Below are 14,493 nucleotides of genomic sequence, written 5' to 3'. Positions count from 1 at the left end.
ATTTTTTGGCTCGGACACTCCCATGCGCGACCGCGTTCTCATTCTCTCGGTATTGATCGTTGCGTCCTGCGGGTTGGGCTACGAGCTCATCAGCAGCGCGCTCGCCAGCTATTTGCTTGGGGATTCGATCCTTCAGTTCTCTTCCGTGATCGGATGCTATCTCTTCGCGATGGGCATCGGTTCATGGTTGTCAAAATATGTAAGAGACGAAGACGTTCTGAATCGCTTCATCGACGTCGAGCTGCTGGTGGCGTTGTTGGGCGGCGTGTCGGCCGCAGTCCTGTTCCTGGTGTTCGCGTGGCTGTCCGCGCCCTTTCGCGCGGCGCTGTATGTCGGCGTCTTCATCATCGGACTGATGGTCGGCATGGAGATCCCGCTGGTGATGCGGGTCTTCAACCAGCGCAAGGCCGAATTCCGCGAAATCGTCAGCCGCGTGCTGACCTTCGACTACCTGGGCGCGCTGGCCGTGTCGCTGGTGTTCCCATTGCTGCTGGCGCCCAAGCTGGGGCTGCTGCGCACCAGCTTCCTGTTCGGCATCCTGAACGCCAGCGTCGCGCTGTGGACCACTTGGCTGTTCCGCGCCGAAGTCACCCGCCCCGGCGAAAAAGCCGTGCGCGCCGGCGTGGTGCTGGGGATTCTGGGCCTGGGATTCGTCTATTCCGGCAGCATGACCGCCTGGGCCGAAAAAGGCCTGTATGGCGACGACATCATCCACGCCGAGACCACGCAGTATCAGCGCCTGGCCGTGACGCGCTGGCACGACGACCTGCGCCTGTACATCAACGGCAACCTGCAGTTCTCGTCGCGCGACGAGCACCGGTATCACGAATCGCTGGTGCATCCCGGCCTGCAGGTGCTGCCGTGGGCGCGCAACGTGCTGGTGCTGGGCGGCGGCGACGGCCTGGCGGTGCGCGAGATCCTGAAATACAAGAACGTCGAGCACGTCACGCTGGTGGATCTGGATCCGGCCATGACAAATCTGTTTTCGCGTTCGGACCCGCTGGTCGCGCTGAACGCGGGCGCGCTCAAGGACCCGCGCGTCACCGTCATCAATGACGACGCGGGGCGGTGGCTGGAGACACACGCCGAGGTCTACGACTTCATCGTGGTGGACTTTCCCGATCCGTCCAACTTCGGTTTGGGACGGCTGTATTCCGTGCCGGTCTATCACCTGATGGCGCGGCATCTGGCGGAAAACGGCTATATGGTCGTGCAGTCCACCTCGCCCTATTTCGCGCCGCGTTCGTTCTGGAGCGTGGACGCAACCCTGAAGGAAGCCGGCCTGAACACCTGGCCGTATCACTCCTACGTGCCGTCGTTCGGCGACTGGGGTTTCATCCTGGCCAGCAAGCGGCGCGACTACGCGCCGCCCGAAAAAATCACCGTGCCCACGCGCTATCTGGACGCCGTCACCGTGCGCGAGCTCTTTCACTTTCCCGCCGACATGCCGGCGCTGGCCATGCCGCCGAACCGCCTGAACGAACAATCGCTCGTGCGCTACTTCGACGAGGACTGGCGCAAGGTCATCCGCTGATGCGGCGCCGCAGCTTCCTGTTGGGCGCTGCCACGGCCGCCGCGGCGGGCTCGGTCGGCTATTGGCGCGCGCGCGTCGTCGAGACGACGCCCGACGTGCACTATCCCGGCATGCAGGCCGGCCACGCGCTGCGCGACAAGGCCGCCCTGCCGCAGCCGTCGGCCACGCGGCAGCATGAAGTTGCAATCCTGGGCGCCGGCGTGGCGGGCCTGTCCTGCGCGTGGAAACTGGCCCGAGAAGGCTTCACCGATTTTGTCGTGGTGCAGGGCCCCGAATTCGCGGGCAACGCCGCGGCGGGCGTGCGCGATGGGCTGGACTATCCGCTGGGCGCGCACTACCTGCCCTTGCCCTCGCTGGCGTCCGCCCACGTGCGTGAAATGCTGGCCGACTTCGGCATCATCGAGCGCGGCGCGGGCGACGCGCGTCCCTACTACGACGAAGCCGTCCTGGTGCATTCCCCGCAGGAAAGACTGCTGCGCAACGGGCGCTGGGAAGAACACCTGCTGCCGATGACGGACGTGCCGGATGCCGACGCCGCCCAGCACCAGCGCTTTCTGGCCCTGGTCGATCAGCTGCGCACACAGGTCGGCAGCGACGGCCGCAAGGTGTTCTGCATTCCGCTCGACCTGTCGTCGCGCGATCCGGCGTGGCGCGCGCTGGACGCGCTGACGTTCAAGGACTGGCTGGCGCGTGAAGGCTATACCTCGCCCGCGCTGCATTGGTATCTGAACTACTGCTGCCGGGACGACTACGGCGCGGGAATCGAGGTCGTCTCCGCGTGGGCGGGGCTGCATTACTTTGCCAGCCGCGACGGCCATGCCGCCAATGCCGGCGAAGGCGCTGTGCTGACCTGGCCGGGCGGGCTGGCGACGCTGGCCGAACGGATGCGCGCGGCCATCACGCACAAGCTCGGCCACGCAGACTGGCTGCTGCCGGGCACGGCGGTGCGTATCGAGGAACTGGCCACCGGCCCGCGCGTCCTGTGCATCGAGGGTTCGGCCGATGGCGCCGCCCGCGCCTATGCCCTGCAAACCCGCCGCACCGTCTGCGCCATGCCGCTCTTTGTCGCGCAGCGACTGCTGCCGGACATCCGCGCGTACGGCTACGACCCGGCCACGCATGCCGCGCCGCACGCGGCCTGGATGGTGTCGAACTTCGTCATGGACGGCTATCCGCTGGAAGCGCCGGGCGAGCCGCTGTCGTGGGACAACGTCGTCTACGAAGGCCAGGCGCTGGGCTACGTCGTGTCCACCCATCAATTGCTGCGCGTGGCGCGTACGCCGCGCAGCGTGTTCACCGCGTATCACGCGCTGAGCGGCCAGACGCCGCAGGCCGCGCGCGAATGGCTGACACGCGCCAGCCCGCAAGACCTGCGCGACGTGGCTGCGGTGGATCTGGTGGCGGCGTATGGCAAGGAGTTCTGGCGCAATGCGCGCCAGTTGGAGATCACGGTGCGTGGCCACGCAATGGCTACGCCGGTGTGCGGCTACCTGTCCAATCCGGGCCTGGCTGCCCTGCGTGCGGTGGACGGTCCGGTGCTGTTCGCGCACGCCGACCTGTCGGGGTATTCGGTTTTTGAAGAAGCCTCATGGTGGGGCGTGACGGCAGCAGCGCGTATTCTGGGCGGCCATCGACAAGGATGAGACAAGACATGGGTAATCACGTCATCGTGCTGGGCGCCGGCATCGTCGGCGTCTGCTGCGCGCTGGAACTGCAGCGGCGCGGCATGTCGGTCACGCTTGTGGATCGGCAGGCGCCCGGGATGGAAACGTCGATGGGCAACGCCGGGGTGCTGGCCCGCAGTTCACTGATGCCGTTCAATCACCCTGGCCTCTGGGGACAACTGCCGCGTCTCTTGAAGAACGACACCGTCCAGTTCCGATACCGCTGGCCCTACCTGGCCTCGAACCTGGGCTGGGCAGCGCGATTCCTCATGAGCGCGCGGCCGTCCGTCTTCCAGGAGACTGCAAGCGCGTTGGACGGCCTGATCCGGCTGTCCGCGCCCGAACACCTGAAGCTGCTGGATGAAAGCGGCGCGCGCCACCGGCTGCGCGACACCGGCTGGATCTTCCTGTACCGCACGGCGGCGGCCTGGAACGCGGGCGCATTGGCGCGCCGCACCTTCGCGCAGTACGACGTGCCGACCCGCGAGCTGAACCCTGCGGAACTTGCCGAGGTCGAACCCGCCCTGTCGCCGATCTTTCACCGCGCATTGTGGATTCAGGGTTCGTATTCGGTGGATGATCCGCACGAGGTCGTCGGCGCGTACGCCCGCCTGTTCCAGCGCGAGGGCGGCACGTTCAAGCGGATGGACGCCGCCGCCATCCGCCGCGATGGCAATGGTTGGGCGGTGCAAGGGACAAGCGCATCGGAATCGGTGTCGGCCGACCGGCTGGTCGTCGCGCTGGGACCGTGGTCCAAGGCGTTGCTCAAGACCACCGGCATCGACCTGCCCATGGCGTTCGAACGCGGTTATCACATGCATTACAACGGCCGCGACGGCGCACGCGTCACCCGCCCCGTTTACGACACCGGCGGCGGCTACGTCCTGTCGCCCATGGCGCGCGGGCTGCGCCTGTCGACGGGCGTCGAGCTGAACGCTTGCGAGGCGCCCGCGCGTCCCGAGCAGCTGGATCTGGCGGAACAGCGCGCCCGCGAGGCCTTCCCGCTGGGCGACCGGTTGGACGCCGCCGCCTGGCTGGGCCGCCGCCCCACCCTACCCGACAGCCGCCCGATGATCGGCGAAGCGCCGCGCCATCCCGGCCTGTGGCTGGCGCTGGGGCACCAGCACATCGGCTTCAGCACCGCGCCGGGCACGGCAAAGGTGCTGGCGGAACTGATGCTGGACGGTGCGGCGGCGTCGCGCCACGCGGCCTTCCGGCCCGGCCGCTTCATCTAGGCAAATGCGGTCCTTGAAGGACCGCATTGTTGACCGCGCTTTTTACCGCGCCTTTTCGTCCTCAGCCCAGCAAAAGCGCATCGTCCGACAGCTTCTCGCCCCGCACCCGCTCGAACATGGCCAGCAGGTCCGGCACGTCCATGCCGCGGCGCTCGTCGCCGGACACGTCCAGCACGACCTGGCCCTGGTGCAGCATGACGGTGCGGTCGCCGACATCCAGCGCCTGGCGCATGCTGTGCGTGACCATCATGGTGGTGAGCTGGTTTTCCGCCACGATGCGCGCCGTCAGTTGCAGCACGAAGTCCGCGGTGCGGGGGTCGAGCGCGGCGGTGTGCTCGTCCAGCAGCAGGATGCGCGACGGTTGCAGCGCCGCCATCAGCAGGCTGACCGCCTGGCGCTGGCCGCCGGACAACAGGCCGATGCGGTCGGTCAGGCGGTTTTCCAGACCCAGACCCAGCGTGGCAAGGCGCTCGCGAAAGCCCGCTTTCATCGAGGCCTTCACGGCGCGGCTGTAGCCGCGCGAGGCGCCGCGCATCTGCGCCAGCGCCATGTTTTCCTCGATGGTCAGGTCTTCGCAGGTGCCCGCCATCGGGTCCTGGAACACGCGGGCCACGCTGCCGGCGCGCGCCCACACGGGCTTGCGCGTCACGTCCACACCATTGATGTCGATGCGGCCCGAATCGATGGGCAGGTCGCCCGACACGGCATTCAGGAATGTGGACTTGCCCGCGCCGTTGGAACCGATCACGGTAACGAATTGGCCCGACGGGATTTCCAGCGTGAGGCCGCGCAGGGCGCGGGTCTCGATGGGCGTACCCGCGTTGAAGGTGATTTTCAGGTCTTTTGCGGACAACATATCAGCGCCCCTTCTTGCCGACCAGGCGGCGCTTGAGCATGGGGATGACCAGGGCGATCGTGACGAGCACCGCGGTGACGAGGTTCAGGTCCTGCGCCTTCAGGCCGATGAAATCGCTGTTGAGCGCCAGGGCGATGAAGAAGCGGTAGACGATGGCGCCGATGATGACGGCCAGCGTGGCCAGCACCAGCTTGCGCGACGGCAGGATGCTTTCGCCGACGATCACCGCGGCCAGGCCGATCACGATGGTGCCGATGCCCATCGAGATGTCCGAACCGCCTTGCGTCTGCGCGAACAGCGCGCCGGCCAGTGCAACCAGCGCATTCGACAGCGCCATGCCGCCCAGGATCATGCGGCCGGTGTTCACGCCTTGCGCGCGAGCCATGCGGCCGTTGGAACCGGTGGCGCGCACGGCCAGGCCGGTTTGCGTCGCGAAGAACCAGTCCAGCGCCAGCTTGCAGAGAATGACGATGACGATCAGCAGCAGCGGGCGGGCGACATAGTCGGAAATCCACGCAGGCTGCAGGATCGTGAAGACGGTGGGTTCGGTGATCAGCGGCACGTTGGGCTTGCCCATGATGCGCAGGTTGATCGAATACAGCGCGATCATCATCAGGATGCTGGCGAGCAGATCCATGATCTTGAGCTTGACGTTCAGCCAGCCGGTGACCAGCCCGGCGGCCGCGCCGGCGATGGTGGCGATGATGGTCGCGGAAAACGGATCGGTGCCCGAGGCGATCAGCGTCGCACAGACTGCGCCGCCCAGCGGAAAGCTGCCGTCCACGGTCAGGTCCGGGAAGCGCAGCAGGCGAAAGGAGATGAACACGCCCAAGGCCACCAGACTGAAGATCAAGCCGATCTCCAGCGCGCCTAACAACGAGAACAATGACATGGGTCAGATCCAATCAAGATAAGAAACGAGCATATTAAAGAAGTGAAACGTACGATTTCTTGCGTTCGCGGGTCAGTTTTACCCGAGCTTTCGCAATGAACGTTTCCCGGCATGGATTTTCTCTCGTTTCCCGCCCGCGTGCCTACACGCCGGCGCAGCCAGCGAAAGCACGAGACCTGTCAAGGAAGCAACAACGCCGGGCCGCGAGCATCTTGTGAACGCTGCCGCCCTGTGGAACATCGGGTAAGCACACCACGAAAAACGCAAGAAAAACCCCGCGCACGCCGGATAGGCATGGCGGGGCCGATTTCGCGCCGTATTATTTCACGACCACCGCGGCGGACTTGATCAGCGCCTCGGGCAGGGTCACGCCCTGCTTGGCGGCCGCGCCCGGATTCACGTACAGCTCGAGCTTGGAGCTGGTTTCGGACGGAATCGCGCCGGGCTTCTCGCCCTTCAGGATGCGCACGACGACCTTGCCGGTCTGCACGCCCAGATCGCGGTAGTTGATGCCCAGGGCGGCAATGCCGCCGCGCTTGACGCTGTCGGTGTCCGACGCGATCAGCGGGATCTTGGCGTCGTTACCCACCTTGACCAGTGACTCATACGCCGACACGACGTTGTTGTCGGTGTTGGTGTAGATGACGTCGACCTTGCCGATCAGGCTGCGGGCGGCGGATGCCACGTCCACCGAGCGCGGGGCGGCGGCTTCGACCAGGCTCATGCCCGACTTGGGCAGGATTTCCTGGAGTTTCTTGACGACGACGACCGAGTTGGCCTCGCCCGGGTTGTAGACGATGCCGACGCGCTTGGCGTTGGGCAGGATCTTCTTGATGAGCTCAACCTGCTTGTCCAGCGCCAGCAGGTCCGACACGCCGGTCACGTTGGTGCCCGAGGCGTCCATGCTGGACACGAGTTGCGCGGCAACCGGATCGGTCACGGCGGAATACACCACCGGCACGTCCTTGGTGGCGGCCACGACGGCCTGCGCCGACGGCGTGGCGATCGCGACGATGGCGTCCGGGCGGTCGCCGACGAACTTGCGGGCGATCTGCGCGGCCGTGCCGTTGTTGCCTTGCGCGCTTTGATACTGCCACTTCAGGTTCTTGCCCGGCTCGTAGCCGGCTTGCTTGAGGGCGTCTTGCACCCCGTCACGCACGGCGTCCAGCGCCGGATGCTCGACGATGGCGGTCACCGCGACGGACTTTTGCTGCGCGGCGACCGGTGCGGCGATAGCCATCGCCAGCGCCATCGCGCCAACCGTCAGAAAATGTTTTTTTCCGATCAGCATATGTTTGCTCCTTGAACCCTGGGTGTTGCTTGTTGAATTTGCCGGTTTCTTCATGGCGGGCGCGGGTTTTTGATCCGTTTGTCCTGCCACAAAGCCGTATAGTCTAACGTGCCGTCCACCAAATGGACTTGGGGGGAATCCCTGTAATGGTGCATCCATACAGGCTCGCCCCGTCCCGGGGCGGCGGCGTGAATATACTGACAACCGCCGGGCAAACGCCGTTCATCCCGTTCCGCGTGCCCGCCGACGGCATCCCGAGGCCACCATGATCAAACGCGCACTGGGCCGATCCGGCCTGCAGGTTCCCCCGCTCACTTTCGGCGGCAACGTCTTCGGCTGGACCGTCGACGAGGCCGGCACCTTTTCTTTGCTGGATGCGCTGGTGGACGCCGGCCTGAATTTCATCGACACGGCCGACATGTACTCGCGCTGGGTCCCCGGCAACCAGGGTGGCGAATCCGAAACCCTGATCGGCAAGTGGCTCAAGCGATCGGGCAAGCGCGACCAGGTGCTGATCGCCACCAAGGTCGGCATGGAGATGGGTCCGGGCCAGAAAGGCCTGTCGCCCGCCTACATCCGGCGCTCCTTGGACGCATCGCTGGCGCGCCTGCAGACGGACTACGTGGACCTGTACCAATCGCACCAGGACGACCCGGACACGCCGCTGACCGACACGCTGGCCGAATACGCCAAGCACATCGAAGCCGGCAAGGTGCGCGCGATCGGCGCGTCCAACTACACGGCGGTGCGGCTGTCGGAAGCCCTGATCGCCAGCGAGCGGCACAGCCTGCCGCGCTACGAAAGCATCCAGCCCGAGTACAACCTGTACACCCGCGAGCCCTTCGAATCCGGTCTGCAAAGCCTGGTGAAGACCCAACAGATGGGCACGATCAATTACTTCGCGCTGGCAAGCGGGTTTCTCAGCGGCAAGTACCGCGGTCCCGAAGACGCAGGCAAGAGCGCGCGCGGCAAGAAGATCGTGGACACGTATCTGAATGATCGTGGCTACCGCATCCTGAAGGCGCTGGACGAGGTGGCCGAGGACGCCGGCTGCACGCCCGCACAGGCTGCGTTGGCCTGGCAGATCGCGCAGCCGGGCATTACGTCGCCCATCGTCAGCGCCACGTCGCTCGCCCAGCTGGACGAACTGGTCAAGGCCGCCAGCCTGACGCTGACGCGCGACCAGCTGGCCCGGCTGAGCCAGGCCAGCGATTGGCGCTGAGGTTGCTTGGTTCAGCCGCTTAGTTCAGCCGCTTAGTCCAACCGCTTAGTCCAACGTTACGCCGGAGTCCTTGACGACCTTGGCCCAGCGCTGGACTTCGCTGTCGACGAACTTGCCGAACTCGGCGCCGGTCAGCGTGGGCACGCCGGTGCCGTTGCCCGCCCAGGTCTCCTTGAGCTTGGGCGTGTTCAGCGCTTTCGTGATCTCGGCGGCCATTCTTTCCGTGGCTTCCTTCGGCGTGCCCGCGGGCGCCCAGATTGCGTACCAGGTCGACACGACGTAGTTCGGCACGCCGGCTTCGGCGGCCGTGGGCACGTCGGGCAGCGATTGCGAACGCTCGGTGGCGGCCACCGCCAGCGGCTTGATCGCGCCGGCGCGGATGTGGCCAGCCGACGAGCCCAGGCCGTCAAACGCCAGATCCACCTGACCGCCGATCAGCGCCGACAGCATGGGACCCGCGCCCTGATACGGCACGTCCACCAGCTTGACCCCCGTCTGCATCGCGAACAGCTCGCCGGCCAGGTGGTGCGTGCTGCCCTTGCCTGCCGTGCCGAAGTTAATTTCGCCAGGGCGTTTCTTTGCGTAGTCGATGAACTCCTGCAAGGTCTTGACCGGCAGCTTGCTTGCGTTGATGACGACGACCTGCGGCGGCTGCGCCACCAGGGCGACCGGCACGAAATCCTTCTGGATGTTGTAGCTCAGGCTCTTGTACAGGGAAGGCGCCAGCGCATGGTGTGCGCCGCCCATGAAGAACGTGTAGCCGTCGGGCTTGGCCTTGGCCGCCACGCCGGCGCCCACGGTGCCGCCCGCGCCGCCCTTGTTGTCGATGACCACCGTCTGGCCAAGCTGCGTGGTGAGCTGCGCGGCCAGCGGACGGGCGAACGTGTCCGTGCCGCCGCCGGCGGGAAACGGAACGATCAGCGTGATGGGGCGTTCGGGCCATTGCGCGGCGGCAACGCCGCCGAAACCCAGGGCTGCCACGGCGAACACGGCCGCGGCGGTGGTGCGATAAGTCATTTTGTCTCCTCTTGCTGCATCGGGGGACGGCGCCTGTTTTCTGGCGTCTCGTCGCTGAGATATTTTTTTCTTCTGAATGCGGCGGGCAGGTCTTATCGGGGCATTGGATGGGGATGCTTCTCCTTGGCTGCGGTAAATGAACGCGGTGAAAGAATTCGGTGATAAAAAAGCCGGCCCCGCGGGGACCGGCTTCGGTATGGACTACAGCGCCTTGTAGGTGTCGCGCAGCACGTTCTTCTGAACCTTGCCCATCGTATTGCGCGGCAGTTGGTCGATGATATGAACGCGCTTGGGCACCTTGAAGTTGGCGATGCGGCTCTTCAACTCCGCCTGCATGGCCGAGGCGTCCAGCGTCGCGCCGTCCTTGGGCACCACCACCGCCACGACGGCCTCGCCGAAGTCCGGATGCGGCACGCCGATCACCGCCGACTCCGACACGCCCGGCATGTCGTCGATGAGCGTCTCGATCTCCTTGGGGTACACGTTGTAGCCGCCGGAGATGATCAGGTCCTTGCTGCGGCCGACGATCGACAGATAGTCGTCCGGCGCCGTGCGGCCGGCGGACTCGCCGCCCCAGCGGCCCACGTCGCCGGTCTTGAACCAGCCGTCTTCGGTGAATTCTTCGCGCGTCTTTTCCGGCATGCGCCAGTAGCCCGAGAACACGTTGGGACCGCGCACCTGCACGTTGCCGATCTCGCCCGGCGCGAGCGGCTTGCCGGCGTCGTCGACCACCCGGACATCCACACCCGGCAAGGCGCGGCCGACGGTGCCCGCCAGGCGCTCGCCCAGCGCGGCGTCGTACGGATTGGAGGTCAGCATGACGGTTTCGCTCATGCCGTAGCGCTCAAGAATGGGATGGCCGCTGCGTTCCTTGAAGTCGGAGAACGTTTCGGCCAGCAGCGGCGCGGAGCCCGAGATGAACAGGCGCATGTTGGCGCAGACGTCCCGATTGAAGCGCGGATCGGCCAGCAGACGCACGTAGTAGGTCGGCACGCCCATCATCACGGTGCTTTGCGGCAGATAGTGCAGCGCCTGGTCGGCGTCCAGCTTGGGCAGCCAGATCATCCGGGCGCCCGCCAGCAGCGCGCCGTGCGACGCGACGAACAGACCGTGCACGTGGAAGATCGGCAGCATGTGCAGCAGCACGTCGTCCTCGCGCCAGCCCCAGTATTCATGCAGGGTGCGCGCGTTGGCCGCCAGATTGCCGTGCGAGAGCATCGCGCCCTTGCTGCGGCCCGTGGTGCCCGACGTGTACAGGATGGCGGCCAGGTCGTCCGGCTTGCTTTCAACGGTCTTGAACGTCTGCGACAGGCCGCCGGCCGCGTCCAGCAGCGTGCCGGTGCGGTCCTCGTCCAGCGTGTAGACGTGCGGGCAGTTGGCCTTGTCGGCGGCGCGCTTGACCCAGTCCAGGTTCTTGCTGGCGCAGACCACGACGGACGGCTCGGCGTTGCCCAGGAAGTATTCGATTTCGGATTCGCGGTACGCGGTGTTCAGCGGCAGGTACACGAGGCCGGCGCGCAGCGTGGCCAGGTACAGCAGCAGCGCCTCGGGCGACTTTTCGACCTGCACGGCGACGCGCGCGCCGTCGGGCAGGTTCAGCGATTGCAGCAGGTTCGCCAGGCACGCGGTCGCGCGGTCGATGTCGTCCCAGGTGTATTGGAGGTCGGGCGTTTCCAGCGCGACTTTGCTGCGGTCTTTGGGAAAGCCGCCTTGCAGGACAGCGTATAGGTTGGCGTTGCTCACCTGTCTAGTCTCCGGTAAAGGATGGGTCTTCGCCGGCCAGGAAGGCGCGCACGCCCTCGCTGTGGTCCCGGCTTTCGGCATAGGAGAAATAATCGCGATACTCGTCCTCGGTCAAGGCGGCGCCGGTGGCGAGCCTGGCGGACAAGCGTTTGTTGATGCGGGCGGCCAGCGGCGCGCCCTGGGCGATGCGGTCGGCGCTGCGGCGGGCGGACGTGGCCACGTCGCCGTCGTCGACGATGCGGGTCAAGAGACCCAGGTCTTTGGCTTCGGCGGCGCCGAACACCCGGCCTTCCAGCAGAATGGCCAGCGTGGCGGCCCTGCCCGCCAGCGCCAGCAGGCCGCGCATTTCGTCCGGGGCCATCGGAAAACCCAGGCGATTGATCGGCACGCCGAAGCGGGCCGACGCGCCGGCGATGCGCAGGTCGCACTGGCAGGCGATCTCCAGCCCGCCGCCCACGCACACGCCGTCGATCTGCGCGATGACCGGTTGCGGGCATTCGGCCACGGCGCGCAGGGCGGGCGCCAGGATCTCGCGGTGATAGCGCTGCACACCGGCCATGTCGGCGCGTTCGGCGGGGAACTCGCGGATGTCGGCGCCGGCGGCGAAGTTGCCCCCCTCGCCGCGCACGATCACGCAGCGCACGGCGTCATCCTGCGCGATGCGCGTGAAGACATCGCGCAGTTCGCGCCACATGCCCACCGTGATCGCATTCAGGCGTCCCGGGTGCGACAGCGTCACCCAGGCCAGATGCCCGTCGCGATCGAGCCGCACACTGCCTTGGCCTTGGCTCTGGCCTGCCACGTTCTCCGTCATGTCCCCTGCCCTTGTTGTGATTGTCAGGAACCCGCCGCCGTGTTTCCGGCGGTCAGGCCACGCGCCCCACGCCGCGGCTGATCTGCGGCTTGCCCTCGTTCAGGCGCTGAAGGTTGGTGTCCAGTTCGTCAAGGTCATACAGGTAATTGACCATCATGGCGCACGACTGCTTGAGGCCCTTGGGCGAGGTGTCCGCCGCCCAGTTCAGGCGTTCGATGCGCGCGCCGTTGCCCAGATGAAAGCGCGCCACGGGATCGACCGGCAGACCGTTCTTCATCGACTGCAGATAGCAGGCCGCCAGCCGGAAGCCGGCGCGCTTGACCACGTCGGGCGCCTTGCCCTGCGCGGCCTTCGCCAGACGCGCGACCCAGCGCTGCCCGTCGGGCACGCCTTCACGCTGACGGTCCTTGGCGCGCGTCTTGTCTTCGCGCACGATCGCCTCGACGGCCTGCGCGTCCTGCTTGCCCAGCCAATCGGTAAAGCCCGGAATCGGCGACAAGGTGGCAAAGGCCTTCAGCTTGGGCAGTTCTTCCAGCAACTGCTCGACCACGCGCTTGAGCAGGAAATTGCCGAAGCTGATGCCCTTGAGGCCCGGTTGCGTGTTCGAGATGGAGTAGAAGATCGCCCAGCGCGCCTTGTCCAGGTCCTGCGGCGGCAGCGTGCTGTCCAGCAGCACCTGCACGTTGTCGGCCATCTGGCTGGCAAAGGCCACTTCCACGAAGATCAGCGGCACGCCCGGCATCTGCGGATGAAAGTACGCATAGCAGCGGCGGTCGGGCGCCACGCGGTGGCGCAGGTCGTCCCAGGACTTGATCTCGTGGACGGCCTCGTAAAGGATCAGCTTTTCCAGCAGCGACGCGGGCGAATCCCAGGTCAGCGGACGCAGTTCCAGCAGGCCCACGTCGAACCAGGCCGACAAGAGGCCTTCCAGCTCCTTGTCCAGCGACTGGATGCCCGCCACCTGCTTGCGCCAGCGCAGCATGTCCGCGCGCAGTTCCACCAGAAAGCGCAGGCCTTGCGGCTGGGCGTTGAAGCGCTTGAAGAGGCGCACCCCCTCGCCGCCATCGCCCGCATACGTGGCGCGGATCTGCGCCAGCGCGGCCAGCATCAGGCGGCGATCCTTGCCGTCGGCCGCGGCGTATTGCTCGCACCAGCGGCGCGCCAGCTTGTTGGCGGCCACGTCGGTCAGGCGCGCCTCGAACAGGCGGCGGACTTCGGATTCGCTGGGCAGGCGCCCGCGCTCCCACAGGCGGCCCAGCCGCGTGATCAGGCTGGCGCTTTCGGCCGCGGCGGCGGCATCGACCAGATCGGCCTCGGGCTCAGGCGTGCGTGCGCCGCGCGCGGGCGCGAGATTGGCGGGTGCGGACATGGGCGGGCTCCTCGATGACGATGGGATCGGACGGCGCCGCGTCGGCGGCGTCTTCGTTGCTAAGGACGCGCAGCGCTTCAAGCTGGCGCATCAGATGGGTGTGCGCCAGCGCCTGCGCGGCGTCGGAATCATGGGCCTTCAGGGCCTCGAAGATGGCAAGGTGTTCGGCGCAGGATTGCTCGATGCGGCCGGGCCGCGACAGGCTGCGATGGCGCGACAGGCTCAGCACCTTGCGCAGATTGCCCACCATGTCGGACAGCCATTGGTTGCCGGCCAGCGCCTGGACGGCTTCGTGAATGAGGTAATTGGTCTTGTAGTAGGCGTCGATGCGGCCCGCCTTGGCGTGGCCGGCCAGCGCGGCGTGCAGCGGTTCCAGTTCGGCCAGTTGCGCGTCGGTGGCCTTGCGCGCGGCCTCGAAGGCGCAGCGCCCTTCCAGCATGGCCATCAGCGGGAAGATGTCTTCCAGGTCCTGTGCGGACAGTTCGTTCACAAAGCAGCCGCGGCGGGGTTCCAGCCGGACGAGGCCTTCGGTCGCCAGCACCTTCAGCGCCTCGCGCAGCGGCGTGCGCGAAATGCCCATTTCGCCGGCCAAGCGGAGTTCATCGATCCATTCGCCGTTACGCAGCGACCGCGCATGGATCATGCCGCGCAGGCGGTCCGCGACTTCCAGATACAGGGCTTGCCGGACGATAGGTAGGGTCATGGGCAGACGGCGGGGAAATGCCGTAATTCATAATTATGAATAAGCCGATGATAGACCCGGGGCTGGAGAAAGGTAAAGCCGGGGCGGATTGGGACCTTCCCTAACAGCGGATCACCGAAGCCTTCGCGCAGGTTGAATCGCTGGACCGGGACG

At 66.4% G+C, this 14,493-nt stretch carries 12 protein-coding genes; 4 read left to right on the top strand and 8 right to left on the bottom strand.

The genetic code is table 11. The annotated features are described in order from the left end of the window. Window positions 1–22: 22 nt before the first annotated feature. The 3 genes from AC6CIE_RS01880 to AC6CIE_RS01870 are packed head-to-tail and all read left to right on the top strand — an operon-like array spanning window position 23 to window position 4,433. Window positions 23–1,534, top strand: coding sequence for a polyamine aminopropyltransferase (locus tag AC6CIE_RS01880; protein ID WP_498090920.1), 1,512 nt, complete (start codon window positions 23–25; stop codon window positions 1,532–1,534). Beyond that, on the top strand, window positions 1,534–3,177 hold the full coding sequence (locus AC6CIE_RS01875; RefSeq protein ID WP_498090918.1) for an FAD-dependent oxidoreductase: 1,644 nt from the start codon (window positions 1,534–1,536) through the stop codon (window positions 3,175–3,177). Before AC6CIE_RS01880 ends, AC6CIE_RS01875 begins: the two co-directional genes overlap by 1 nt. Window positions 3,178–3,185: 8 nt before the next feature. Further along, a complete protein-coding gene (locus AC6CIE_RS01870) occupies window positions 3,186–4,433 on the top strand; it encodes an NAD(P)/FAD-dependent oxidoreductase (RefSeq protein ID WP_498090916.1) in 1,248 nt (415 codons plus the stop codon). 61 nt (window positions 4,434–4,494) lie between these two features. Here AC6CIE_RS01870 and AC6CIE_RS01865 read toward each other — a convergent pair whose 3' ends face one another. The 3 genes from AC6CIE_RS01865 to AC6CIE_RS01855 form a co-directional block, all read right to left on the bottom strand. Further along, window positions 4,495–5,289, bottom strand: coding sequence for an ABC transporter ATP-binding protein (locus tag AC6CIE_RS01865; protein WP_175123643.1), 795 nt, complete (start codon window positions 5,287–5,289; stop codon window positions 4,495–4,497). Window position 5,290: 1 nt separating this feature from the next. Continuing rightward, window positions 5,291–6,181 (bottom strand): ABC transporter permease, encoded by an 891-nt coding sequence (locus tag AC6CIE_RS01860; protein ID WP_056563113.1) that lies wholly within the window; start codon window positions 6,179–6,181, stop codon window positions 5,291–5,293. Between the two features lie 319 nt (window positions 6,182–6,500). Continuing rightward, complete coding sequence (locus tag AC6CIE_RS01855; protein WP_056563116.1) at window positions 6,501–7,472, bottom strand: ABC transporter substrate-binding protein; 972 nt, start codon at window positions 7,470–7,472, stop codon at window positions 6,501–6,503. A gap of 265 nt (window positions 7,473–7,737) precedes the next feature. Between AC6CIE_RS01855 and AC6CIE_RS01850 the strand changes: the two genes are divergently transcribed. Next, window positions 7,738–8,694, top strand: a complete 957-nt coding sequence (locus AC6CIE_RS01850; protein WP_175138087.1) for an aldo/keto reductase — start codon at window positions 7,738–7,740, stop codon at window positions 8,692–8,694. Between the two features lie 45 nt (window positions 8,695–8,739). Here AC6CIE_RS01850 and AC6CIE_RS01845 read toward each other — a convergent pair whose 3' ends face one another. The 5 genes from AC6CIE_RS01845 to AC6CIE_RS01825 all read right to left on the bottom strand — a co-directional run bounded on the left by AC6CIE_RS01845 (window position 8,740) and on the right by AC6CIE_RS01825 (window position 14,340). After that, on the bottom strand, window positions 8,740–9,711 hold the full coding sequence (locus AC6CIE_RS01845) for a Bug family tripartite tricarboxylate transporter substrate binding protein (protein ID WP_175123645.1): 972 nt from the start codon (window positions 9,709–9,711) through the stop codon (window positions 8,740–8,742). A gap of 201 nt (window positions 9,712–9,912) precedes the next feature. Beyond that, window positions 9,913–11,454, bottom strand: a complete 1,542-nt coding sequence (locus AC6CIE_RS01840) for a malonate--CoA ligase (protein WP_313369599.1) — start codon at window positions 11,452–11,454, stop codon at window positions 9,913–9,915. Between the two features lie 4 nt (window positions 11,455–11,458). Beyond that, window positions 11,459–12,268 (bottom strand): enoyl-CoA hydratase/isomerase family protein, encoded by an 810-nt coding sequence (locus AC6CIE_RS01835; protein ID WP_498090914.1) that lies wholly within the window; start codon window positions 12,266–12,268, stop codon window positions 11,459–11,461. Window positions 12,269–12,320: 52 nt separating this feature from the next. After that, complete coding sequence (locus AC6CIE_RS01830; RefSeq protein ID WP_218344633.1) at window positions 12,321–13,637, bottom strand: malonyl-CoA decarboxylase domain-containing protein; 1,317 nt, start codon at window positions 13,635–13,637, stop codon at window positions 12,321–12,323. After that, entirely contained in the window at window positions 13,588–14,340 is a 753-nt protein-coding gene (locus AC6CIE_RS01825; protein ID WP_175123649.1) for a GntR family transcriptional regulator, read from the bottom strand. Before AC6CIE_RS01825 ends, AC6CIE_RS01830 begins: the two co-directional genes overlap by 50 nt. Window positions 14,341–14,493 lie beyond the last annotated feature (153 nt).

It is taken from the genome of Achromobacter sp. GQ309, assembly GCF_059759315.1.
This window is presented reverse-complemented; position numbering and strand designations above follow the sequence as displayed.